General features: G+C 28.8%; 27 protein-coding genes and 2 tRNA genes. 10 read left to right on the plus strand and 19 right to left on the minus strand.

Features of this window, described 5'->3' with window-relative positions:
• Positions 1-13 precede the first annotated feature (13 nt).
• The 14 genes from F754_RS0106300 to F754_RS0106375 form a co-directional block, all read right to left on the minus strand.
• Positions 14-1,111, minus strand: a complete 1,098-nt coding sequence (locus tag F754_RS0106300; RefSeq protein ID WP_023649071.1) for a DNA recombination protein RmuC — start codon at positions 1,109-1,111, stop codon at positions 14-16.
• Positions 1,112-1,290: 179 nt separating this feature from the next.
• A complete protein-coding gene (locus tag F754_RS0106310; protein ID WP_023649073.1) occupies positions 1,291-1,983 on the minus strand; it encodes an ATP phosphoribosyltransferase in 693 nt (230 codons plus the stop codon).
• On the minus strand, positions 1,983-3,035 hold the full coding sequence (locus tag F754_RS0106315; RefSeq protein ID WP_023649074.1) for an ATP phosphoribosyltransferase regulatory subunit: 1,053 nt from the start codon (positions 3,033-3,035) through the stop codon (positions 1,983-1,985). The genes F754_RS0106310 and F754_RS0106315 overlap by 1 nt, the downstream gene beginning before the upstream one ends.
• Entirely contained in the window at positions 3,013-4,407 is a 1,395-nt protein-coding gene (locus F754_RS0106320; RefSeq protein WP_023649075.1) for a histidine--tRNA ligase, read from the minus strand. Before F754_RS0106320 ends, F754_RS0106315 begins: the two co-directional genes overlap by 23 nt.
• 4 nt (positions 4,408-4,411) lie before the next feature.
• Positions 4,412-4,486 (minus strand) — tRNA-His (locus F754_RS0106325).
• Positions 4,487-4,709: 223 nt separating this feature from the next.
• The gene (locus F754_RS0106330) at positions 4,710-4,922 is read right to left on the minus strand and encodes a cold-shock protein (protein WP_023649076.1); all 213 of its coding nucleotides are present in this window, start codon (positions 4,920-4,922) and stop codon (positions 4,710-4,712) included.
• Between the two features lie 82 nt (positions 4,923-5,004).
• A tRNA-Phe gene (locus F754_RS0106335) sits at positions 5,005-5,079 on the minus strand.
• A gap of 5 nt (positions 5,080-5,084) precedes the next feature.
• Positions 5,085-5,300 carry a translation initiation factor IF-1 gene (infA, locus tag F754_RS0106340; RefSeq protein ID WP_023649077.1) on the minus strand — a complete coding sequence of 72 codons (216 nt, stop codon included), beginning with the start codon at positions 5,298-5,300 and terminating at the stop codon, positions 5,085-5,087.
• Between the two features lie 2 nt (positions 5,301-5,302).
• Positions 5,303-6,586 (minus strand): histidinol dehydrogenase, encoded by a 1,284-nt coding sequence (gene hisD, locus F754_RS0106345; protein ID WP_023649078.1) that lies wholly within the window; start codon positions 6,584-6,586, stop codon positions 5,303-5,305.
• Positions 6,586-6,984: a DUF2948 family protein gene (locus F754_RS0106350; RefSeq protein WP_023649079.1), complete on the minus strand. Its 399-nt coding sequence runs from the start codon at positions 6,982-6,984 to the stop codon at positions 6,586-6,588. Before F754_RS0106350 ends, hisD begins: the two co-directional genes overlap by 1 nt.
• The gene (gene murA / locus F754_RS0106355; protein WP_023649080.1) at positions 6,984-8,237 is read right to left on the minus strand and encodes a UDP-N-acetylglucosamine 1-carboxyvinyltransferase; all 1,254 of its coding nucleotides are present in this window, start codon (positions 8,235-8,237) and stop codon (positions 6,984-6,986) included. Before murA ends, F754_RS0106350 begins: the two co-directional genes overlap by 1 nt.
• Before the next feature lie 2 nt (positions 8,238-8,239).
• The gene (locus tag F754_RS0106360) at positions 8,240-8,794 is read right to left on the minus strand and encodes a dCTP deaminase (RefSeq protein ID WP_023649081.1); all 555 of its coding nucleotides are present in this window, start codon (positions 8,792-8,794) and stop codon (positions 8,240-8,242) included.
• A 97-nt stretch (positions 8,795-8,891) separates the two neighbouring features.
• Positions 8,892-9,092, minus strand: coding sequence for a hypothetical protein (locus F754_RS0106370; protein ID WP_023649083.1), 201 nt, complete (start codon positions 9,090-9,092; stop codon positions 8,892-8,894).
• Between the two features lie 177 nt (positions 9,093-9,269).
• On the minus strand, positions 9,270-9,992 hold the full coding sequence (locus F754_RS0106375) for a VTT domain-containing protein (RefSeq protein WP_023649084.1): 723 nt from the start codon (positions 9,990-9,992) through the stop codon (positions 9,270-9,272).
• Between the two features lie 93 nt (positions 9,993-10,085).
• On the opposite strand from F754_RS0106375, the gene rpmH reads away from it, so the two are divergent.
• The 10 genes from rpmH to F754_RS0106425 are packed head-to-tail and all read left to right on the plus strand — an operon-like array spanning position 10,086 to position 17,499.
• Complete coding sequence (rpmH, locus tag F754_RS0106380) at positions 10,086-10,226, plus strand: 50S ribosomal protein L34 (RefSeq protein WP_008545591.1); 141 nt, start codon at positions 10,086-10,088, stop codon at positions 10,224-10,226.
• 4 nt (positions 10,227-10,230) lie between these two features.
• Positions 10,231-10,572, plus strand: a complete 342-nt coding sequence (rnpA, locus tag F754_RS0106385) for a ribonuclease P protein component (RefSeq protein WP_023649085.1) — start codon at positions 10,231-10,233, stop codon at positions 10,570-10,572.
• Positions 10,572-10,823 (plus strand): membrane protein insertion efficiency factor YidD, encoded by a 252-nt coding sequence (gene yidD, locus F754_RS0106390; RefSeq protein WP_023649086.1) that lies wholly within the window; start codon positions 10,572-10,574, stop codon positions 10,821-10,823. Before rnpA ends, yidD begins: the two co-directional genes overlap by 1 nt.
• Entirely contained in the window at positions 10,823-12,499 is a 1,677-nt protein-coding gene (gene yidC / locus F754_RS0106395; protein WP_023649087.1) for a membrane protein insertase YidC, read from the plus strand. The genes yidD and yidC overlap by 1 nt, the downstream gene beginning before the upstream one ends.
• A complete protein-coding gene (argB, locus tag F754_RS0106400; RefSeq protein WP_023649088.1) occupies positions 12,499-13,365 on the plus strand; it encodes an acetylglutamate kinase in 867 nt (288 codons plus the stop codon). Before yidC ends, argB begins: the two co-directional genes overlap by 1 nt.
• Positions 13,362-14,033, plus strand: a complete 672-nt coding sequence (locus tag F754_RS0106405; RefSeq protein WP_023649089.1) for a pyrimidine 5'-nucleotidase — start codon at positions 13,362-13,364, stop codon at positions 14,031-14,033. Before argB ends, F754_RS0106405 begins: the two co-directional genes overlap by 4 nt.
• Positions 14,034-14,055: 22 nt before the next feature.
• Positions 14,056-14,886 carry a 2,3,4,5-tetrahydropyridine-2,6-dicarboxylate N-succinyltransferase gene (gene dapD, locus F754_RS0106410; protein WP_023649090.1) on the plus strand — a complete coding sequence of 277 codons (831 nt, stop codon included), beginning with the start codon at positions 14,056-14,058 and terminating at the stop codon, positions 14,884-14,886.
• A 7-nt stretch (positions 14,887-14,893) separates the two neighbouring features.
• Complete coding sequence (gene dapE, locus F754_RS0106415) at positions 14,894-16,051, plus strand: succinyl-diaminopimelate desuccinylase (RefSeq protein ID WP_023649091.1); 1,158 nt, start codon at positions 14,894-14,896, stop codon at positions 16,049-16,051.
• Positions 16,048-16,977 carry a histone deacetylase family protein gene (locus F754_RS0106420; RefSeq protein ID WP_023649092.1) on the plus strand — a complete coding sequence of 310 codons (930 nt, stop codon included), beginning with the start codon at positions 16,048-16,050 and terminating at the stop codon, positions 16,975-16,977. The genes dapE and F754_RS0106420 overlap by 4 nt, the downstream gene beginning before the upstream one ends.
• Positions 16,978-17,007: 30 nt before the next feature.
• Positions 17,008-17,499 carry an SET domain-containing protein gene (locus F754_RS0106425; protein ID WP_023649093.1) on the plus strand — a complete coding sequence of 164 codons (492 nt, stop codon included), beginning with the start codon at positions 17,008-17,010 and terminating at the stop codon, positions 17,497-17,499.
• On the opposite strand, the gene truA is transcribed toward F754_RS0106425, so the two are convergent.
• From truA to F754_RS0106450, 5 genes are read right to left on the minus strand one after another with little or no spacing between them, the layout of a single operon-like run.
• On the minus strand, positions 17,479-18,219 hold the full coding sequence (gene truA, locus F754_RS0106430) for a tRNA pseudouridine(38-40) synthase TruA (RefSeq protein ID WP_023649094.1): 741 nt from the start codon (positions 18,217-18,219) through the stop codon (positions 17,479-17,481). The genes F754_RS0106425 and truA overlap by 21 nt on opposite strands.
• On the minus strand, positions 18,220-19,143 hold the full coding sequence (locus F754_RS0106435) for a methionyl-tRNA formyltransferase (protein ID WP_023649095.1): 924 nt from the start codon (positions 19,141-19,143) through the stop codon (positions 18,220-18,222).
• Positions 19,144-19,146: 3 nt separating this feature from the next.
• Positions 19,147-19,662 carry a peptide deformylase gene (locus F754_RS0106440; protein ID WP_023649096.1) on the minus strand — a complete coding sequence of 172 codons (516 nt, stop codon included), beginning with the start codon at positions 19,660-19,662 and terminating at the stop codon, positions 19,147-19,149.
• A 22-nt stretch (positions 19,663-19,684) separates the two neighbouring features.
• Complete coding sequence (locus F754_RS0106445; protein ID WP_023649097.1) at positions 19,685-21,445, minus strand: hypothetical protein; 1,761 nt, start codon at positions 21,443-21,445, stop codon at positions 19,685-19,687.
• Positions 21,420-21,602 carry a hypothetical protein gene (locus tag F754_RS0106450; RefSeq protein ID WP_023649098.1) on the minus strand — a complete coding sequence of 61 codons (183 nt, stop codon included), beginning with the start codon at positions 21,600-21,602 and terminating at the stop codon, positions 21,420-21,422. The genes F754_RS0106445 and F754_RS0106450 overlap by 26 nt, the downstream gene beginning before the upstream one ends.
• Positions 21,603-21,618 lie beyond the last annotated feature (16 nt).

Below are 21,618 nucleotides of genomic sequence, written 5' to 3' on the forward strand. Positions count from 1 at the left end.
AGAAAAAAAGAAATTAATTATTTGCTTGTTTTGAACGATCAACAAATTTTTCTACATTTTCTGTTTGGACTGCTTTTTCAAGTTGTTCAGGATCTTTAATGCTTTCAAGTGTTCTAGTAATTGATCTTGCGTCTGTTCCAAACTTATCAACAACAGACATAGCTTCTTCTAATTTTTTTCTAAGAGAAATTATATTATCAAAATGCTTTCCAAATCTTGAGGTTATTGTTTTTAAGTGATTATAAATTTCGGTTGCACCTTTTTGAACTTTTAAAGATTGAAATCCCATATGAAGAGATTGTAAGTAAGCTGAAAGAGTATTTGGACCACAGATTACAACTTTATGTTTTTTCATTAATTCTTGAGTTAATAATTCTTTAGTGCTTGGGTCTTGGTATTCAGTTAATTCTTTGTATAAACTTTCAGTTGGAGCGTAGACAATTGCAAAATCTGTAGTTTTTGGTGGAACAATATATTTTTCATTAACACTCTTAGCTTTAGCTTTAAAGGCAGTGGCTAATTTTGCTCTAGCATCTGCAACAGCTCTTTTATCTTGCGCGTCATGACCATCGGTAATTGCTTTAAATTTTTCTACTGGAAAATGACTATCAACAGGGACTAAAACATCCCCTTGAAGCTTAATTGCAAATTCAACATTTTCACTGGTATCTTCCTTCATCTTAACGTTAGTCATAAATTGAGAAGCAGGTAACAAGTCTTTAATTAATGCATCCAAACTAAACTCAGCAAGCGTTCCATATTTTTTAACACCTGCTAAAATTTTAGTGATCCCCTCTTGGCTTTGATTTAATAATTGAACTTGTTGATTAAAGTTACCAACTTTTTCATCTACTTTGGTTAAGGCCTCAGTCATATCTTTTGTAACTCCTGTAGATAAATTATTAAATGAGGTCGACATTGAGCCAAGTGACGTATTAATAGTATTATTAAGAGTATCTTTTAAATTCTGTATTTCAGTCCTTAAGTTAGCTATCTCCTCAGCTTCCTTATTTTCATTATCATCCTTAGACTTAGATTTTAGATTTAAGTAAAGAATTGATGAAGCAATTCCTACCAATAAAACTAATAAAACAACTAAGATTATATCCATGATTCTAATAATTTATTTTATAGTAAAAATATGATTAATATATTTAATTATTTAAAACTTATTTAATGGAATTATTCTTAATATTAAAAATTTTATTTATAATAGGGGTAGTGATTGCGCTTTATGCAATCGCTAGAAACCTTGATATTATTAAGATTATTTTAATTTATTGGAAAGATTTAATTCTTAGAAAGTAGTTTAACTAATTTCTTAACTTCTGGTTTTTTTACAGATGATTTTGATGTCATCATACATGCTTCAGATTTTAATATTTCTCCATCCTTTAAAATACGAAGATTGTTAGCTTTTAAAGTTTCACCTGTTGAGGTTATATCAGTGATAATTTCACTTGATCCAGTAAAAGGATAAGCCTCCGTTGCCCCTAGACTTCCAACTAATTTAAATTGAGTAACCCCTTTTGAAAATAAAAATTCTCTGGTTAAATTTGGATATTTAGTTGCAACTCTTAATCTTTTCTTCTTTTTATCTTTAAACTCAAATGCAATTTCCTCCAAATCAGCTACCGTTTGAACATCTATCCAAGGGTCAGGAATGGCAACAACTAAAGTTGCTTTTCCAAAATCATATCTTTTAGATACATTGATTTTATTTTGAATATTTACTTCACTCTCTTTAAATAAATCATATCCAGAAAAACCAAGATCTAATGAGCCATCACCAAGTCTTTCAACTATTTCTCTCGCATGAAGATATAAAACTTTAACTTTTTTTAATTGTTTTATTGATCCTAATAAATCTCTCTCACCACGCTCAGATACCAAGTTTAGTTTATTCTTTTTAAATATTTTTAAAATATCTTTTCTAAGTCTACCTTTGCTTGGAATACCAATATTAATTATATTTTTTTTCATTAGTAATTTAAATTTAAAGCGGCTCCTACTGCTGCTACTTGATTTTTGGCCCCAAGATCTGAAATTAATTTATCATATCTTCCACCATTAATTATATTTCTATTTTTTGTCTTAAACTTGATATTAATTTTAAATACCATGCCTGTGTAATATTCTAATTGTCTTCCAAATGAAGCAGAGAAAACAACATTTAGTTTTGAAATTTTATTATTTGAGATTGGAAAATATTTTTGATCAACTACTAAATTAATCTTATTCTTTTTAAAAAACTTATTAAGTTCACTTGCAGCTTTATTAATTGGACATTTAATTTTTAAAAACTCCTTAATAATTTTTGATACATTTTCACCTTTTTTTGCTCCTCTTGGATCTCTAATCTTATTATCAAATCTTTTTAAAATTTCATTAATTGACCTTCCTGCGATAACTTTGGATAGATCTTCTTTTAACATTTTAAAATATCGTTTCTTATCAATCTCAACAATAGTTGGATCTACATCTGAATTGGTCTCTAATCTTTTTAATAGATCATTAAAATATTTCTCTCTCCAAAAATGTCTTGATAATCTTAACTTCCAACGTTTTGGAATATCTAGTTTTGAAATTAACAAATTAAAGATTTCAACATTCCCAATTGTTAAAGTTCCTGTCGTATATTTAATATTTTGTAAAGATTTTAAGGAAGTATTGATAATTTCTTTATCATCATTTTTTTCATCTTTTGATCCAATAATTTCAAACCCAACTTGGTCTCTAATAATAGAGTCTTTTTTATTTTGTGATTTTCGGTAAGCCTGACCACTATAAAATATCTTCTCTTTTCCTTTTAAATTGTTTTCCAAATACCTAAGACATGAAGCAATAGTTAAGTCGGGTCTAAGACAAAGCTCGCTTCCATTTTGATCAATAAACGAGAATATAAATTTTCTAAAATTTTCACCTGATCTTTGAACAATATGATTAGCCTCAATTACTGAGGGTAAATCAATATACTTAAATCCTTTAGATTTGACCGATCTAAGGATATTTTCAGATAAGTTTTTTGATTTCATTAATTAAATCAGCTTTTGGGATTGTTTGATTGTTTTCACCCTTAACACCTTTAAGGTTTTTAATAGTAACCGTGTTTTCATTAAATTCATTTTCTCCACAAATAACAGCAACAGTTAATTGACGTTTATTTGCTAAATCAAGTTGTTTACCTAGGTTTTTTTTAGTGTTTAAAAAGACTTCAGCATTAATATTATTGTCTCTTAATTGATCCACTAATTCATAATAATTTTTCAAATATTTTTGATCCATTACACAAACTAAAACAGGTTTTTGATCTTCTATTTTAATTTGATTTAATTGCATCAAAGCAAATAACAACCTATCCACACCAAAACTAATTCCTGTTCCTGGAATATCTACCCCTCTAAATCTTGAGATGAGTTTTGCATAAGCACCCCCTGAACATATGCTTCCAATATCTACTTCTTTTCTTTTGTTATTAGTAACTTTGAAATTTAAATTAGTCTCTACAATAAAATCTGAATAATAAGCAAGACCTCTAACGATTGTAAAATTAGTCTTAACTTGATTTAGGTTTGATCCATATCCTAATATCTCAAATATATTCTCAAGCTCACTTATTCCTTCTTGAGATAATGGATTTTTTAAAGTTTCTTTTAATTCTTTTAAATCTTTTATTTTTAAAAAATTTAATATTTGTGCAGCTTGATCATCCAATAGATCCGCTCCTTTAGTAATAGCCCCACTCTGATCTTTTCTTTCTTTTTTAAGGAGGTCTTCAACTCCTTTTAAACCAAATCCAGGCTTATCTAATTTATCAATTGCTCTGATAACTTTTATTTGTTTTTCTTCAGAAATTTTTAATTCATTAATTAACCCTTGAACAATTTTTCTATTACTTACATTGATAGTGAATTGATCTTTGTTTAATCCACAATCTGATAATGTACTTGAAATTAAGTTACAAAGTTCAGCATTTGCTTGGGCAGGATTAACATTTCCAACAATATCAAAGTCTGCTTGCATAAATTCTCTGTAACGTCCATTTCCAGCTTTTTCGTTACGAAATACATTTTGAATAGCATAACGTTTATAAATAGAAGGTAACTCTTGATTGTTTTGTGCAACAAATCTTGCTAGAGGACTAGATAAATCATATCGAAGGGTAATACTTTTTTCACCATCCTCAAATGAGAATACATCAGACATAGGATTGCTATCATCTTCTGCTAGAAAAGATCCTATGTTTTCACTAATTTCAAACGAAGGAGTTTCAAGAGCTTCTGCTCCAAACTTGATAAAATTATTCTCAATAGCTTTTAATAGCTTTTTTTTGAGAAGAAGTTTTTTATCCCAACGATCTTCAAAACCTGAAGGTAATCCAGGTACTAATTTATTTTCTTTATTCATTTTTTGGTACCCGGGCTGAGAATCGAACTCAAACTTAAAGTTCCACAAACTTTCGTGCTAACCGTTACACCACCCAGGCATTCCTTGTTTTTATATTATTTTTGTGTGGATTAAAAATTATATTATAAATAAATAGCCTACAGGCTATGGAAACAGATTCTATGAGTGCTTCTTGAAGTCTCTCTGTATGTAATATTTATAATCATGAGCAGTCTTTTAGACAATAATTGTCATTATTCAAGTAAAAATAAAAAGGAAGTTGATCTATTTGTAGATTTAACGCCCTTCAAAATATTTAAAAATTAATCTATTTTTTTTAGATTAACTGCAGAAGGTCCTTTTGGACCGTCCTCTAATGAAAATTCTAGTTTGTCCCCTTCATTTAGATATCTCATGCCAGCTTCTTTAACTGCTGATGCATGCACAAAGGCATCTTTTTCTTTGTCATCTCTTTCGATGAAACCATAGCCTTTTTTACCATTATACCATTTGATTTTACCAGTTAGTGTGCTCATCTTATTTCTCAGTCCTTATGTTATTTATTATTTCATAAGGCTAATTTGATTTTTTAATTATTTCAAGATGAAAAGTTTATGGTGGTGCCTCGGGAAGGATTCGCACCTCCGACACAAGCCTTTTCAGGGCTCTGCTCTACTCCTGAGCTACCGAGGCAAAAATTAACCCCTAAAGATTATTCTGCCTTTTGTAAGGTCGTAAGGTGTCATCTCAACTGTCACGTTATCGCCTTGCAATACTCTAATTCTGTTTTTTCTTAACTTACCAGCAGTGTGAGCAGTAACAGTATGCCCATTCTCTAGCTTAACTCTAAACATTGCATTTGGAAGAAGGTCCATGACCTTTCCTTTAAATTCAAGCAAATCTTGTTTAGACAATTTTATTTTCTCCTAATTCTTTTTTTTACAGATTGAGCGTGTCCCGCTAATCCTTCGTAATTTGCAAGTGTTATAACTGAAGGACCAAGACTTTCAATACCCTTTTTAGATAAGTTTATATAGGAAATCCGTTTATAAAATTCATTTACACTTACTCCACTTGAATATTTAGCTGAACCATTTGTTGGTAATATGTGGTTAGAACCAACATTGTAGTCTGTCATTGCCATAACAGCATATTTTCCTAAACAAACAGATCCTGAACTTTTAATTTTTGGCACAAATGAATTATAATTTTTTACATTTAGCTCCAAATGTTCAGGTGCTATTTTATTCACCACATCAATTATTTTCTTATCAGAACTAATGTGCATTAAAATCCCATTACTTGATAAACTTTGTCTTGCAATAGATGATCTTGGAATTTCTTTTAATTGATTAGAAATTTCATTTTGAACCTTATCTATTAAAGATTTATCTTTTGAAATTAAAATACATTGTGCAAGATTATCATGTTCTGCTTGTCCAATTAAATCACTTGCAACCCATTCTGGATTTGAAAATTTATCACAAACAATGGTGACTTCTGAAGGGCCTGCTGTCATTCCTTCAATTCCAACATCACCAAAAACTTCTTTTTTGGCCGCTGCTACATAAGCATTTCCAGGGCCTACTATTTTATTAACTTTATTAATTTTTTTTGTTCCATAAGCTACAGCTGCAATCGCTGAAGGGCCCCCTATAGAATAAATCTCTTTAATTTTACACTTACGTGCAGCATATAATACTGCTGGATTTTGTTTTCCTTTAAATCCTGGATTAATCATCACAATTCTTTTAACTCCAGCAACAATTGCTGGAATAGCATTCATTAATACACTTGAGGGATATGAGGCTGTTGAACCAGGTACATAAATTGCAACCGACTCTAAGGGTATGTATTTATACTCAAGTTTATTTTTATATTTATCGACGTAAGAGATGTTTTTAAATTTTTGAAGTGAGTGAAATTTATAAATTCTATTATAAGCAATATCGATTGCTTGCTTTACTTTTTTATCTAGTGATTTTATTGAATTAGAAATCTGTTTTTGAGAAGGAACAATTTTAGTATTTTTATTAAATCTTTTTTCATATTTTACTAAAGCTTTGTCTCCATTTTTTCTGACATCTTTAATAATACTTGAAACTGAAACTGAATTTGACTGTACTTTTTTCTTTCTTTGCAAAAGCAAGCTATCTAAATTTTTATCAAAATTTTTATTATTACTATTTAATGTTTTCATTAGTCTTTAATTTCACTCTGATCTTCTAGTCTTACTTCAATTGTTTCTGTAGTCAAAGCAATGTGAGCATTATCATTAAAAATTAAATTAATGTCATAATCATCTTTGTTTTTTAGATAATCTATTGTTATTAATTCTAGAACTAAATCTTCATTTTTTTGATCTATATTTTTAGATTTAACCTTATCAACAAAATCAAATCTACAAATACTATTGATTTTCTTATCTTCTTGATCTGTTTCGATTTTAGTTCTCTCAATTGATAATAGGAAAACTTTGTTTGAGGCTAAATATTTTATATCTGACACTTTAACTTTTGCACCAGCACTACAGGCTGAAATCATTTGTAAACCTTCATAATCTGAAGCTATAATTTTTGCTAAATATTTCTTATCCATTAATTTACTCTTCTGATTTTAGCTCCAACTTTTTTCAATTTCTTTTCAATATTTTCATATCCACGATCTAGGTGATAAATTCGATTTATTACAGATTTTCCATTGGCGGTTAATGCTGCAAGAATTAATGAAACAGAAGCTCTTAAGTCGGTTGCCATTAATTCAGCTGCTTCAAATTTAATATTACCACTTACTTTTGCTTTATTACCATTCGTTGAGATTTTAGCACCCATTCGATTTAATTCTGCAACGTGCATAAATCTGTTTTCAAAAATATCCTCTTTAATTACTGATTGATTGTTTGCTTTACATAGCAATACCATCATTTGAGCCTGTAAATCAGTTGGAAAACCAGGGTATGGAGCAGTTTTGATATTTATACTTTTAATTTTTTTATTCCCTATAATATGAATTCCGTCTTTCTTAACTTTAATTTTTGCACCTATTTTTTTTAACGTATTTATTTCTGTTTGAATAATTTGAGGAACTACATTTTTTATCTTTAAATTTCCCTCTGTCACAGCTGCTGCAACTAGATAAGTTCCAGCCTCAATTCTATCAAACATTACTGAATAAGTGGCTCCATTAACTTCAGATACTCCTTCAATTTTAATGGTACGTTTACCAATCCATTCAATATTGCATCCTATGTTTTTTAAAAAATTAACTAAATCTTTTATTTCTGGTTCAATTGCACAGTTACTTAAAACAGTAGTACCTTTTGCAAAGCTTGCTGCAATTATTAAATTTTCCGTGGCACCAACTGATATTTTTGGAAATTTAATTTTATTACCAATTAATCCCTTGGGAGCTTTAGCATGTACATACCCTTGAACAATTTTATATTTAACACCTAACTTTGATAAAGCATCCAAATGTATATCAACAGGTCTAGTACCAATCGCACAACCACCTGGAAGCGACACTTTTGCTTTTCCAAATTTTGCAAGTAGTGGACCAAGAACTAAAATTCCTGCTCTCATAGTTTTGACCAAGCTATAAGATGCAAAACTTTTTTTTTGTTTTATATTATCTATAACTAAATTATTCTTATTAAAATTAATTTTAGAACCTAACGATTGCAATAAGCTTACCATCGTTTCAATATCTTTTACTCTGGGCAAATTTTTTAGATAAACTTTTTTTCTTGATAATAAAGTTGCAGCTAAAATTGGAAGAGAAGCGTTCTTTGAACCTGATATTTTTATTTGTCCTTTGAGCTTATTGGCTCCAAAGACTTCAAGTTTTTGCATAACTATACTTTAGGTAGTGTTACTCCAGTTTGACCCATATATTTTCCATCCCTATCTGCATATGTCACCTCTGGTTTTTCATTTCCCTTTAAAAAGACAAATTGTGCAACGCCCTCATTTGCGTATATTTTTGCTGGTAAAGGTGTTGTGTTCGAAAATTCAAGTGTTACATACCCTTCCCAACCTGGTTCTAAAGGCGTAACATTTACAATAATTCCACATCTTGCATAAGTAGACTTACCAAGGCAAATAACCAACACATCGTCTGGAATTTTAAATTTTTCAACTGTTCTTGCTAAAACAAATGAATTTGGTGGAATTATACATTCTGATATTTTTTTTGTGACAAAGTTTGTTGGTTTAAAATTTTTTGGGTCGACTATCTCTGAATTAACATTGGTAAAAATCTTAAACTCATCGGAAACTCTAGCATCATAACCAAATGATGAAAGTCCGTATGAAATACTGTTTCCTCTAACTTGTTTTTCTTCAAAAGGAGAGATCATTTCTTGTTCTTTGGACATTTTTCTTATCCACTTATCTGATAATACTGTCATTATTTAGCTTTCTTCTTTGTCTTCTTTTGAAAAAGTTTTCTTTTTTTTAAATTTTTTCTAAGAGCTAAGCTTAATCGTTCATTTTTTTCTTTAGAATTCATTCTTTATCTGGATTAGTAAGGAAGTCTAATGTAATTGGTTTTGAGGCATCTAAAGTTTTTGGTTTAGCCTCCTCTTCTTTTGGTCCTTCTTTAGCTAAACGTTTAGCTTTTTTTTCAGCAAGCTTCTTCTCTCTTTTAGCTTGCTTCTCCATAAGCTTATTTCCTTTAGTGGATTTATAATCGTAATGAATTCCCATAAAATTTTCCTCACGTAGATATAAAGCATATTAATCAAAAAATTAAGGCAATATTTTGAAAAAAATGCTTTATAATCGCTAAATATTATTTTGGTCATAAGCTCCTATAGATAAATGGTATATCAAGTCATTGGTAATGACTAATTCCCTGGTCAGTACAGGGTGGGAGCACCATAATTAATTTTTATAGAAAAATTTTCTTAAAAAAATTGATAATAAAATTAATCCAAAAAAAGCTAGTATTGGCAAATAGATATCTGCAGAATAAATAATATCAGTAATACCAGGAACTTCTGAATTTTGCTCAATAACTTTTTCCAAACCACTTCCAATAGAAACAGCTAAAAATATTTGAGGTATAATTCCAATTAAAGTTGCAAAGAAAAAATTATTTACCTTTACATTGAAAAGAGTCGGCAGGAGACAACTTAACTGCCAAGGTATCCCTCCTATAAAACGATATATTAATAAATAAATAAATTCAGATTTTTTAAATTTTTGTTCGAGATTTTTAAATTTATTTAAAAATTTTTCTCTTATTAATTCTTTTAAAAAATAATTGCCAAACAAATAAATAAAAGTTGCACCAATACTTAATCCAATGACTACTAAAACAGTGCCTATCCACTGGCCAAAAATGAACCCTCCCATCAATGCAACGGGTGAACCAAATCCTAAAAATGGAAACACCCACAAAATTGTAAGTGCTAAAAAAATTACTGATAATAAAAATAAATTAGAATTTTTTAGTTCATTAAAATAGGACCTATTTTCTCTTATAAAATCATACGACGTTAATTCCTGAAGACTAAATTTTGAAAAGAAAAAATATAAAAATAAGCAAATAGCTGTTAGATAAAATATTCCTATAAATAATTTAATTTTTTTAGCTTTTTCCATTAAATACAATGTTAATTTTATAATCTTCTATTTGCTATTTATATATTTAGTTACTATAAAGAGCGAAAAATTAATAAATTTTAACCACATTTTATGAAGCGAACATACCAGCCATCTAACGTTAAACGAGCCAGAAAACATGGTTTTAGATCAAAAATGAAGACCAAGGGTGGTCAAAAACTTTTAGCTAGACGAAGAGCAAGAGGAAGAAAATCATTAACAGTATCAGTCTAGATAAATGAAAAGCAAAATACTTGCTCTTTCAAAAAACGAAGAATTCAAAAATCTGTTAAAGCAAAAAAAGATTTCTAACAAATATGTTACAATTTTTTTTGGCAAACTTACTGACAAAGATAACCGTAAACTTAATATTAGTTTTGTTACTAAAAAGAAAATTGGGAATGCAGTTAAAAGAAATAAAATTAAACGTAGATTAAGAAATATTATTAATGAGGCAGTTAAAAAAGTAACATTAAAATTTAACTATTCATATCTTGTTATTGCTAAGTCAACTATGTTAAACAATGAGTACAAAAATATAAAAGAAACTCTATTTCAGGATTTAGAAAAAATTAAATAATGAACATTTTCACAAATATTTTAATTAAATTTATCAAAGGTTATAAATTTCTAATAAGTCCGCTTTTAGGTCAATCATGCAGATATTTACCAACTTGTTCTGAATACAGTATAGAGGCTTTAAAGGAATTTGGTCTAATTAAGGGAATTTTTATGAGTTTAAAAAGAATTCTATCATGCCATCCAATAAAATTTTTAGGTGGAGGAGACGGTTTTGATCCAGTTAAAAAAGAGATAAAGGCAAAGAAATAATGGATACTAAAAACGTCATTGCAGCTATTTCTTTATCAGCAGCGGTAATTATTCTTTATTCACTTTTTTTTGCACCACCACCAATTACCAAAGAACAACTTGCAGAAAAAAATAAAACTGAACAAAATTCTGATGCACCAAGTCTAGATGAGAAAGAAAATGTAAGCGAAATTTCAAGAGAAGAGGCTTTAAACCAAAGTAAAAGAATTAAATTTGAAAATCAAAACATTGTTGGCTCAATTTCTTTAGAGGGTGCAGCAATCGATGACCTAACTTTTAAAGAATATAATATTGCCTTAGAAAGCGATGAGAAAGTTAAACTTTTATCACCAAGAAATACTAAAGATGGATACCTAATAGAAAGTGGTTTTATAACTACAGATAAAAATATTGATATTCCAAATTCTAATTCTGTATGGTCAATATCGGGAAATAATAAATTAACTAATCAATCTCCTATTAAATTATCCTGGACTAACGAACAAGGAATTACTTTTGAGAAAGAGATAGCTTTAGATGATAAATTTTTATTCTCTATTAAACAAAAAGTAATCAATTCTACTAATAAAGAATATGATTTCTATTCGTATGGACAAATAATTAGAAAGCAAATTCCTGATATATCAAATTTTTATATCCTTCACGAAGGACTTCTAGCAACATTAGATGATGAACTAATTGAGGAAGATTATGATGATATCCAAGAAGAAAAATTTTCAAGAACCTCGCAAAAAGGATGGCTTGGAATTTCTGATAAATTTTGGATCACTTCGTTAATACCTCCAAGTGGTAAAGAATTTAAAACTACATTTGATTATAAAGATAAGTTTCGAGCAAATTTTGTAGGAACTGAGCCTCTTGAGTTAAAAGGAAACTCTAGCATAGAAGACGAGATGCAAATAATTGTTGCAGCAAAAAGAGTTGATGTAATTGATGGATATGCAGAGACTTTAAATATAGATAAATTTGATTTAGCAATTGATTGGGGATTTTTATACTTTATTACAAAACCTTTATTCTATGGGATAGATTATTTCTTTAAATTGCTTGGAAATTATGGTCTCGCAATCATTGCTATTACATTTTGTATAAGACTAGCGTTCTTTCCACTTGCAAACTTCTCATTCAAAAGTATGGCAAAAATGAAAGCTCTTCAGCCGGAAATGGTAAGACTTAAAGATCTTCATAAGGATGATAAAATGAAGCTTCAGCAAGAGATGATGGCTCTTTATAAAAAAGAGAAAGTGAATCCTATGTCTGGATGCTTACCTATATTAGTTCAAATTCCAGTATTTTTTGCATTATACAAAGTATTGTTTGTAACAATTGAAATGAGACAAATGCCATTTTATGGTTGGATACAAGATTTATCAGAAAGAGATCCAACGTCACTTTTTAATTTATTTGGTTTGCTACCTTACGATGTTCCATCATTTTTAATGATTGGTGCTTGGCCTATTGCAATGGGTGTATCAATGTTTATACAGCAAAAACTTAACCCTGCTCCAACAGATCCTATGCAAGCAAAAATATTTATGTTCTTTCCACTTTTCCTAACGGTAATTTTAGCTCCATTCCCTGCAGGGCTAGTTATCTACTGGACTGTAAATAATATTTTAACTATGGCTCAACAAGTTTTCATTATGAAAAGAACTACAGTTAAAACCGTCACTTAATGTTGGAAATAAAAGAAGAAGAATTAAACAAAATCCTACCATCAGATGGCCCTTCAATTGATGAGGTAAAAAGGTATTTGGAAAAATATAATGATGAATACATTATTATAAAATGTGGTGGAAGTGTTTTAGTTGATCAAAATTTATTCAATATTTTTATAAAAGATATTACAACTCTTAATAAGTTGGGTTTTATACCCATTATTGTTCATGGTGGAGGTAAAAGAATAAGCAACAAATTAAATCAATTAGGAATTAAAAGTGAGTTTATTAATGGCCTAAGAGTTACAGGAAAAGAAACCATTGAAATAGTTGAACAAGTTTTAATAAAATTTAATCATGAGATAGTTGAAGCTCTTAAAAAACAATCTTGCGATAGTGAGACAATTAATTCCAAAAATAATAATATTATTAGTGTGATCAAAGAAAATGATGAGCTAGGTTTTGTAGGATTGCCAACTAAAATTAATAAAAATATTATTGATAAAATTGTAAATGATAAAAAAGTTCCAGTGATTGCGCCATTGGGTTTAGACGAAAGCAATCAAACTTATAATATTAACGCAGATACAGCTGCTGGCTCAATTGCAAAAAAAATTGAGGCAAGAAGACTGATTATTATGAGTGACGTTGAAGGTGTTTTGGATAATAACCAAAAACTAATTCCTGAAATTAATTCAGCTTCAATCAAAGAATTAATTGAAGATGCAACCATTACTGGGGGTATGATCCCTAAAATTAACAATTGTTTAGATGTTGCGAGCAATGGTGTAAAAGGTGTTGTAATTATTGATGGCAGAAAAAACCATTCTATACTTTTTGAGCTATTATCAGATAAAGGATCAGGAACCCTAATAAGACAATGAGAGATTTAATTGATATAAAATATTGGATATTTGATCTAGATAACACTCTCTATAGTGGTCAAACTAAGGTTTTTTCTGAGGTAGATAAAAAGATGTCTTCTTTCATCTCTGAAAAATTTAATGTCGATCTTGTAAAAGCAAAAGAAATTCAAAAGAAATACTTTTATGAATATGGAACAACGCTGTCAGGTTTAATGAATCATGACAATATCAACCCACAAGAGTTTTTAGAATTTGTTCACGATATTGATATAAGTTGGCTACCAAAAGATGAGGTTTTAAGAGAAGAACTTATTAAAATAAAAGATAAAAAATTTATTTTTACCAATGGATCACATGCTCACGTTGAAAACGTTACAAAACAACTTGGTATTGATGGATTATTTGATGGAGCTTTTGATATTACAGATGCAAATTATGTGCCAAAACCACACTTAGATCCGTATCAAAAATTAATTAAAAAATTTGATTTAGATCCAAATCAATCAATTTTAATTGAAGATATTGCTCATAATTTAGAACAGGCTAAAAATTTAGGAATGAAAACTTGTTGGCTAGAAAATGAGGAGACCTTTGCTAAAAAAGACTCGAACAAACCATATATTGATTATAAGATTAAGAACTTGCCTTCTTTTCTTCAAGAAATTAATATATTAAAGAAAAATTAAATTAACTATCTAAATAAAAAATATGAGTGATATCGAAAAGATAATAAATGATGCATGGGAAAATAAAGATAACGTAAACCAAGATTCTGAACAAAGTTTAAAAGATAGCATCAATCAAATGATTGCTGATTTAGATAGTGGTAAAGTTAGAGTTGCAGAAAAAATTAGTGGTGAATGGGTTACTCATCAACATATTAAGAAAGCTATTATGCTAAGCTTCAGAATTTACCCGATGGAAAACTTAAATGGGCCCTACAGTAGCTGGTATGATAAAGCTCATTTATTAAAAGGTAAAACAGCTGGTTGGACAAAAGAAGATCATGAAAAAGCTGGGTTTAGAATGGTACCAAACTCACCTGTTAGAAAAGGATCGTTTGTTGGTAAAAATGCAGTGCTAATGCCATGTTACGTGAATATTGGAGCTTATATCGATGAAGGGACTATGATGGACACCTTTAGTCGTGCTGGTAGTTGTTGCCAAATAGGAAAAAATTGCCATATCTCTGCAGGAAGTGGAATTGGTGGAGTATTAGAGCCTGCTCAAGCATTACCAACTATTATTGAGGATAATTGTTTTATTGGAGCAATGTCAGAAGTTGTTGAGGGTGTCATTGTTGGAGAAGGATCAGTTTTAAGTATGGGAATGTACATTGGACAATCTACTAAAATAGTAAATAGAAAAACCGGAGAAATAACTTACGGAAAAATTCCCCCTTATTCTGTGGTTGTACCTGGATCATTACCTGATAAAAACAATGCCTCTGCCCCATCACTTTATTGTGCAGTAATAATTAAGCAGGTTGATGAAAAAACAAGATCTAAAACTTCTGTTAACGATCTTTTAAGAGAATAGATTTATTATGGCTTCAATTAATGAACTTCAATTAGCTAAGGAGCTAATTAAATTCCCAACAGTTACACCTATTGATGCTGGAATAATGAAGTTTTTAGAAAAAAAACTTAAAACACTTGGATTTAAAACTAAAATTTTAGAGTTCAATGAGAAGAACAGCAAACCTGTAAAAAATCTTTACGCAAGACTTGGCAATCAAGGTCCAAATTTTTGTTATGCAGGTCACTTGGATGTTGTCCCTGCAGGAAATTTAAAAGATTGGACAGTAAACCCGTTTAAACCCTCTGTTAAAAAAGGACATCTAATTGGAAGAGGTGCTAATGATATGAAAAGTTCAATCGCTGCATTTGTTTCGGCAGTAAGTACTTTTGTTGGAAATAAAAGAAAATTTAATGGCTCTATTAGTCTTTTAATTACAGGAGATGAAGAAGGAGTGGCAATCAATGGGACTAAAAAAGTAGTCGATTATTTAAAAAAGAAAAAAGAAAAAATAGATTTTTGCTTAGTGGGTGAACCTACTAATCCTAATAAATTGGGTGAAATGATTAAAATAGGACGAAGAGGAAGCATGAATGGTAGACTTTCAATTATAGGTGTTCAAGGTCATGTGGCTTATCCTCAAAGAGCAAATAATCCATCAACAGCACTTGTGCAAATTTTAAATGAACTAAAAAAGATTAAATTTGATAATGGTACAAAAGATTTTCAACCAACAAATCTTGAGATTACTAAGATAAATATTGATAATTTAGCAGATAATGTAATCCCAGGGTTAGCTAATGCTAAATTTAATATCAGATTTAATAACAAACACACTTCAAGTTCTATAAAAAAGAAAATTGATAGAATTATAAAAAAAATAAGTAATAAAAATAAATCAAAATATAAAATTGATTATAGTGTTTCTGGAGAAGCGTTTCTTACAAAACCAAATAATACAACTTTTATGATTAGAGATATCATTAAAAAAATTACAAAAATCAAACCTCAATTATCAACAACTGGTGGTACTTCTGATGCAAGATTTATTAGAAAAATAGCTCCCTGTTTAGAATTTGGTTTAGTTGGCAAGACAATGCATAAAGTAGATGAAGCTGTTTCGTTGTCTGATTTAAAAAAACTTACTTTGATTTATTCAAATATTTTACAAAATTATTTTAAGTGAAAACTGGTCTAGTTACCTCTGATACTTATCAAAATCATAATACAGGCGAAGGACATCCAGAAAAAATTGATAGAGTTACAGCTGTTATTGATAACTTTAAAAAAATTGATAACAAAAAATTAATTTGGAAAAAACCAGCTAAATTTGATCAATCTTTTTTAATTGATACACATTCTTCTAAATACATTGATCTCGTAAAGAAATCATTTCCAGAAAATGGTTTGGCTTTTCTTGATGGGGACACAGTTGTTTCGCCTGGAAGTAAAGAAGCTACTAAAGATGCTGTTGGATCAATAATTTCAGCTATAGATGGTGTTCAACAGAAAGAATTTAAAAATGCGTTTTGCGCTGTAAGACCACCAGGACATCATGCTGAAAAAGATAAAGCAATGGGATTTTGTATATATAATAATGTTGCTGTTGGTGCTAACTATCTAATTAAAAAATATAATTATAGTAAAGTTGCAATTATTGATTTTGATGTTCATCATGGAAATGGAACTCAAGACATTTTTTATGATAATGAAAAAGTGTTATACATTTCAACACACCAATATCCTTACTATCCTGGATCTGGTTCAGAAAAGGAAATGGGTAAATTTAATAATATTTTAAATATTCCACTTGAAGCAGGTACCACTGCTGAAGAATATTTAAATGCATATGAACTTGTTTTAAAAAAATTAAAGGAATTTAAACCTGAATTTCTTTTATTTTCTGCGGGTTTTGACGCACATATTGATGATCCATTGGCTCAGCTAAAGTTAAGTACAGAGGATTTTTACAAATTAACAAAAAGAACATTAGAAATTTCTAAATCAATATGTAATGGAAATGTGGTCTCAATTCTTGAAGGAGGCTATGATCTCAAAGCTCTTCAAGATAGCACTAAAAGACATGTAGATGCTTTGATAGAATTTAATTGATAATTTAAAAATAAACCCTAAAAAACTTGTATGAAACCTTATAGAATTAAAAAGTCAGACATCGATAAAAATGGTAGAGGTTTATATGCTACCAAAGATATTAAAGAAGGTACAAAAATAATTGATTACATAGGTAAATTAATCACAAAAAAACAAACTGAAGAGTCTGATAAATACGATAATAGCAAACCTATTTATTTATTTACAGTTAATAAAAGATACGACCTTGATGGTGATTTTTCATGGAACACTGCAAGGTTAATTAATCATTCGTGTAATAATAATTGTGACTATGATGGTAAAGGTTTAAAGTTATGGGTCAAAGCAATAAGAGATATTAAAAAGGGTGAAGAGCTTACTTGTGATTATGGTTTTGGTTATGATGAAAACTACAAACAGTTCAAATGTAAATGCAAATCTAAAAATTGTTGTGGTTATATAGTACGATCTGAGTCAAGATGGCGAATTAATAGAAAATTTGCAATGACTAATAAAAATAAATTAATAAATCACTCTCGTTAAAAAAAGTCCTTCTGGAGGTGCTGGTGGAGCACAAAGAATTCTTTTTTTTGATTTAAAAACTTTATTAAACTTTTTCAAATCCCATTTTTTTTCACCTAAATATTTTAAACAACCAACCATGGATCTAACTTGTTGTTGTAAAAAAGATTGTGATCTAAATTCTATTTCAATTTTGTTTTTTGATGATTTAACTTTTACTGATTTAATTGTTTTAATTGGACTTTTTGCATGACAACTTGATGATCTAAAAGTAGAATAATCATGAGTTCCAACTAATTTCTTAGCTCCTTTTTTAATTAAATCTAGATCTAAGGGTTTTCTTACATGCCACCCTCTTTTTTTTTCAATCACAGGAGCACTAATCTGATTAAAAATTATATATTTGTAAATTCTTTGTTTTGCAGAAAATCTTGAGTGAAATTTATTGCCTCTTTTTCTGATTTTTTTAATAGCCACCCCTTTATCATTTAAAAAATGATTAATTGATTTTAAAAACTTTGTTAAATCTATGATTTCATTTTTGCTATCAAAATGACCAGATTGTTCAATTGCATGAACACCCGTATCAGTTCTACCTGAACCATTTAAAATAATTTTTTCTTTTAAAAGTTTTGTGAGTTTTTCTTGAATGAGCCCTTGAATAGTTGATCCCTTTTTTTGAATTTGCCACCCTCTAAAATCTGTTCCCACATACTCAATAAGCAGTTGATACCTGGCCATTTAAATTACTTCACCTTTTTTAATTTGTGAACCAAGCATAAATTCACCAATATTTTGGGGCTTTTTCCCTTGTCTTTGGATTTCTTTAATCTTAATTGTTTGTTTATCCCCACAAACAATCTCTAGGTAATCAGAAACAATTTCTCCTGGCTTTCCAATTCCATTGCCAATTTCTGCTTTTAAAATTTTGTATCTTTCGCCTTTGTATATGAAAAATGCACTTGGTGCAGGATACAAACCATTTATTTTTCCAATAATAATTTTTGCTTCATCATTCCAATTAATTTCCCCCTCAGCCTTTTGAATTTTATATGCATATGTTGCTTTTGAATGATCTTGCTCAATGAATTTTGCTTTATCTTCTAAAATATCATCAACATTATATAATATTTTCTCAGCTGCTATTAAAGATAATTTCTCAGATATATCATTAGCGTTTAGATTATTTATTAAATCTATTTTATAAGTATTACACACTGGGCCTGTATCAAGCTGTTCAGCTATTTTCATGACACTGACCCCTGTTTGTTTATCAAGGTTCATTATAGATCGTTGTATTGGTGCTGCACCTCTCCATTTTGGCAAAAGAGATGCATGTATATTAATAAATCCTTTTTTGGTTAAACTTAAAAATTCTTTCGGAATAATTTGTCCGTATGCAACAACAATTGCAAGATCAGCATTTATACTTTTAAAATATTCATATTCCTCATTATTATCTTTTAAATATTGTGGAGTTCTAAAATCTAAATTTAAAGTTTCAGCAATTCCTTGTATAGGTGACTTGTTGATTTTCTGTCCTCTTTGTGATTTTTGAGGAGGTTGTGTATACACATCTGATATTGGATAACCATTCTGATACAGTGATTTTAAAATAGGTACAGCAAACATAGGGGTACCCATAAAAACAATCTTTTTTGCCATCAATTAAAGGACTGCAGTATTTGATTTTAATTTAGACAATTTTTTTACAATCATCGATTTTTTTAATTTTGATAGGTAATCAATAAATAATATTCCTTCTAAATGATCCATTTCATGCTGGATACAAGTTGCAAGCAAACCATCAGCCTTTAATAATTGTCTTTTTCCATTATAATCAAGATACTCTACCTCACATTTACGAGGCCTATCTATTTCTGCAAATTGTTCAGGTACTGACAAACATCCCTCTTCGTGAGTATTTTTAACAAGATCTTTATTCACGATAACTGGATTTACAAAATATCTAGGTTCTTTTTTTCCATCTTTACCAATGTCCATCACTATAATTCTTTTTGGGATACCTATTTGAATTGCTGCAAGACCTATACCATTAGCTTCATACATTGTATCCAACATATCATTCATGAGTTTTTGTTCTTCTTTACCAACATTTTCAACAGGCTTTGAAATCTGTCTTAGTAATTTATTTGGTTCTATAATTATAGTTTTAACCGTCATTAAGATTATTTTATTATAATTTTTAAACTTTTAAAGGAAGAACTTTTAAAAGTAGTTTATTTCTAATTGAGTCGGTATTTAATTGATTCAGTGTATTAATGATAAAGTAAACTGTATCGTCATCTATATCTTCAATTTTTTCTGGTCCAATTACCTCTATTATTCTAAGTAATGCTGCTCCAATCTCTTTATTATCAATCATTTTCTGAATATCTGACGGCATCTCTGATTTGTTAACTTTGTAAAGATTTTCATATTTTTTTGAAATTTCAATTCCATCAGATTTTAAAGCTTCAAGAAAAATTATATCTTTCTTAGATAAAAAATATTTTTTATCTTTTTTTATTTTTTTCAAAAACTTATTGAGATCTTCTTCAATTTTTGATTTTGCGTAATCTCCATTAAAATAATTTACCAATTTAGATTGGTGTAATATTTTATTATTATATTTGATCTTTTTATTAATTATTTCATCATTTTTTCCATATTGACCATAGAAAGTTGTAAAATTTGAAGGTACCTCTGCTTCATCAATCTGTGTTAGAAATTTTTTAAGCTCTTCATCAAATGCATTTCCTATACCTTCAGACTCAAAAATATCTTTTAAAATTTTCATTAACTCAAGTTTTAGTTTTGGCTGTTCTGTTAAAAGTAATCTTTGATATACTAAAGCTTTACTTTCTATAGATGAAAGGGATTTATATGTCTCTTGAGTGTTTAAAAGTTGATTAATACTAAATTGAAATCGCTTATAAAAATCAAATAATTCTTCTTCAGAATAATTCTTATCATGAGTGGCTTTTTCAATAGTTGAAATTTTATCTATATCTGTAATCTCTAAATCCTGAATTCTATATAATAAATTAGAAGATGATAAATACTTCCAAATTAAATTAGGAGTATCTTCATTTGGTTCAAATTTAAATTCAGGGTTTGTTCGATGAGCTAAATGAAAATCTAAAATAGAATTTTCAGAAATTTTTTTATCTGCTTCATCCACATAGCCAAACAAATAATTTATTTTATTTTCAAAATATTCATCTTTAAAACCTAACTCTTTTTTTAAATCTAAAATTAATTGGGCCTCCTCATTTTTTCCATAATTAATCAAACAATATAAGTTAAATTTCGATAAATATTCATTTTCTAAAGGTTCTTTAATCTTAGAAAAAATCTCACATGATTTCTTAATGTCCGATTGAGATAAGTATTTATCAACCATATATCTCATTAGCTCTGGATGTAAATTAGTGATCTGATTTTTTATAAGATATTCTTCTATCAATTCAAGATCAGAATTTTTTATTAACCATTTTGTTTTAAATTTTAGAAACTCTTCATCAGTAATATTTTGATCTGGATGATAAGCATTCGTTAATAAAGAAATATTAAGAATTTCAGAGGCATCTTTTGAAAGATCGTATTGATCTATTTTTTTAAAAAGTTTTTTTAATGTTTGGCCATCAGAGTTTGACCACATACTAATACTTAATCCATAATCTTGAGGATCATATAATCCTACAATTTTAATTGTTTTTGACCTTAGGTCTTGATCTAATTTTATAGTGTCTTCATTTTTATCTGATTGCATTTTATAAATACTGTTTTCAGATATTTCTTTTTTTTTTTCGACAGATAAATTTTCTTCAGAAATAGTTTCTGGTTCTTGTTTATCTATATTCCAAATATCTACAGGTTTATCCTCTGCAAATGATGGCAAAGATAATAAAGAAAAAATTATAATTGATAAATTTTTCTTATTTAACAATTTTGAAATTTTCATTTGGAATAGTTTTTTCTATTTCTTTTTTTGGAGCTGGAAATTCTACTTTATTCAAAAAAAAAATAAGTCCAAAAATAACAACAATACCAATTATAGATTTAATAGTTATAGCAATGATATTAGCTTTACCCGAACTTGTATTTTTATTGAATTGCATATAACTTTAGTTAATT

The organism is Candidatus Pelagibacter ubique HTCC8051 (assembly GCF_000472605.1).
GTDB classification, from domain to species: Bacteria; Pseudomonadota; Alphaproteobacteria; order Pelagibacterales; family Pelagibacteraceae; genus Pelagibacter; species Pelagibacter communis_B.

What these genes read in the sequence shown, in the direction of transcription:
- F754_RS0106300 (WP_023649071.1), bottom strand. Translation starts at nt 1,111, where the DNA reads ATGGATATAATCTTAGTTGTTTTATTAGTTTTATTGGTAGGAATTGCT.
- F754_RS0106310 (WP_023649073.1), bottom strand. Translation starts at nt 1,983, where the DNA reads ATGAAAAAAAATATAATTAATATTGGTATTCCAAGCAAAGGTAGACTT.
- F754_RS0106315 (WP_023649074.1), bottom strand. Translation starts at nt 3,035, where the DNA reads ATGAAATCAAAAAACTTATCTGAAAATATCCTTAGATCGGTCAAATCT.
- F754_RS0106320 (WP_023649075.1), bottom strand. Translation starts at nt 4,407, where the DNA reads ATGAATAAAGAAAATAAATTAGTACCTGGATTACCTTCAGGTTTTGAA.
- F754_RS0106330 (WP_023649076.1), bottom strand. Translation starts at nt 4,922, where the DNA reads ATGAGCACACTAACTGGTAAAATCAAATGGTATAATGGTAAAAAAGGC.
- hisD (WP_023649078.1), bottom strand. Translation starts at nt 6,586, where the DNA reads ATGAAAACATTAAATAGTAATAATAAAAATTTTGATAAAAATTTAGAT.
- F754_RS0106350 (WP_023649079.1), bottom strand. Translation starts at nt 6,984, where the DNA reads ATGGATAAGAAATATTTAGCAAAAATTATAGCTTCAGATTATGAAGGT.
- murA (WP_023649080.1), bottom strand. Translation starts at nt 8,237, where the DNA reads ATGCAAAAACTTGAAGTCTTTGGAGCCAATAAGCTCAAAGGACAAATA.
- F754_RS0106360 (WP_023649081.1), bottom strand. Translation starts at nt 8,794, where the DNA reads ATGACAGTATTATCAGATAAGTGGATAAGAAAAATGTCCAAAGAACAA.
- F754_RS0106370 (WP_023649083.1), bottom strand. Translation starts at nt 9,092, where the DNA reads ATGGGAATTCATTACGATTATAAATCCACTAAAGGAAATAAGCTTATG.
- F754_RS0106375 (WP_023649084.1), bottom strand. Translation starts at nt 9,992, where the DNA reads ATGGAAAAAGCTAAAAAAATTAAATTATTTATAGGAATATTTTATCTA.
- rpmH (WP_008545591.1), top strand. Translation starts at nt 10,086, where the DNA reads ATGAAGCGAACATACCAGCCATCTAACGTTAAACGAGCCAGAAAACAT.
- rnpA (WP_023649085.1), top strand. Translation starts at nt 10,231, where the DNA reads ATGAAAAGCAAAATACTTGCTCTTTCAAAAAACGAAGAATTCAAAAAT.
- yidD (WP_023649086.1), top strand. Translation starts at nt 10,572, where the DNA reads ATGAACATTTTCACAAATATTTTAATTAAATTTATCAAAGGTTATAAA.
- yidC (WP_023649087.1), top strand. Translation starts at nt 10,823, where the DNA reads ATGGATACTAAAAACGTCATTGCAGCTATTTCTTTATCAGCAGCGGTA.
- argB (WP_023649088.1), top strand. Translation starts at nt 12,499, where the DNA reads ATGTTGGAAATAAAAGAAGAAGAATTAAACAAAATCCTACCATCAGAT.
- F754_RS0106405 (WP_023649089.1), top strand. Translation starts at nt 13,362, where the DNA reads ATGAGAGATTTAATTGATATAAAATATTGGATATTTGATCTAGATAAC.
- dapD (WP_023649090.1), top strand. Translation starts at nt 14,056, where the DNA reads ATGAGTGATATCGAAAAGATAATAAATGATGCATGGGAAAATAAAGAT.
- dapE (WP_023649091.1), top strand. Translation starts at nt 14,894, where the DNA reads ATGGCTTCAATTAATGAACTTCAATTAGCTAAGGAGCTAATTAAATTC.
- F754_RS0106425 (WP_023649093.1), top strand. Translation starts at nt 17,008, where the DNA reads ATGAAACCTTATAGAATTAAAAAGTCAGACATCGATAAAAATGGTAGA.
- truA (WP_023649094.1), bottom strand. Translation starts at nt 18,219, where the DNA reads ATGGCCAGGTATCAACTGCTTATTGAGTATGTGGGAACAGATTTTAGA.
- F754_RS0106435 (WP_023649095.1), bottom strand. Translation starts at nt 19,143, where the DNA reads ATGGCAAAAAAGATTGTTTTTATGGGTACCCCTATGTTTGCTGTACCT.
- F754_RS0106440 (WP_023649096.1), bottom strand. Translation starts at nt 19,662, where the DNA reads ATGACGGTTAAAACTATAATTATAGAACCAAATAAATTACTAAGACAG.
- F754_RS0106445 (WP_023649097.1), bottom strand. Translation starts at nt 21,445, where the DNA reads ATGAAAATTTCAAAATTGTTAAATAAGAAAAATTTATCAATTATAATT.
- F754_RS0106450 (WP_023649098.1), bottom strand. Translation starts at nt 21,602, where the DNA reads ATGCAATTCAATAAAAATACAAGTTCGGGTAAAGCTAATATCATTGCT.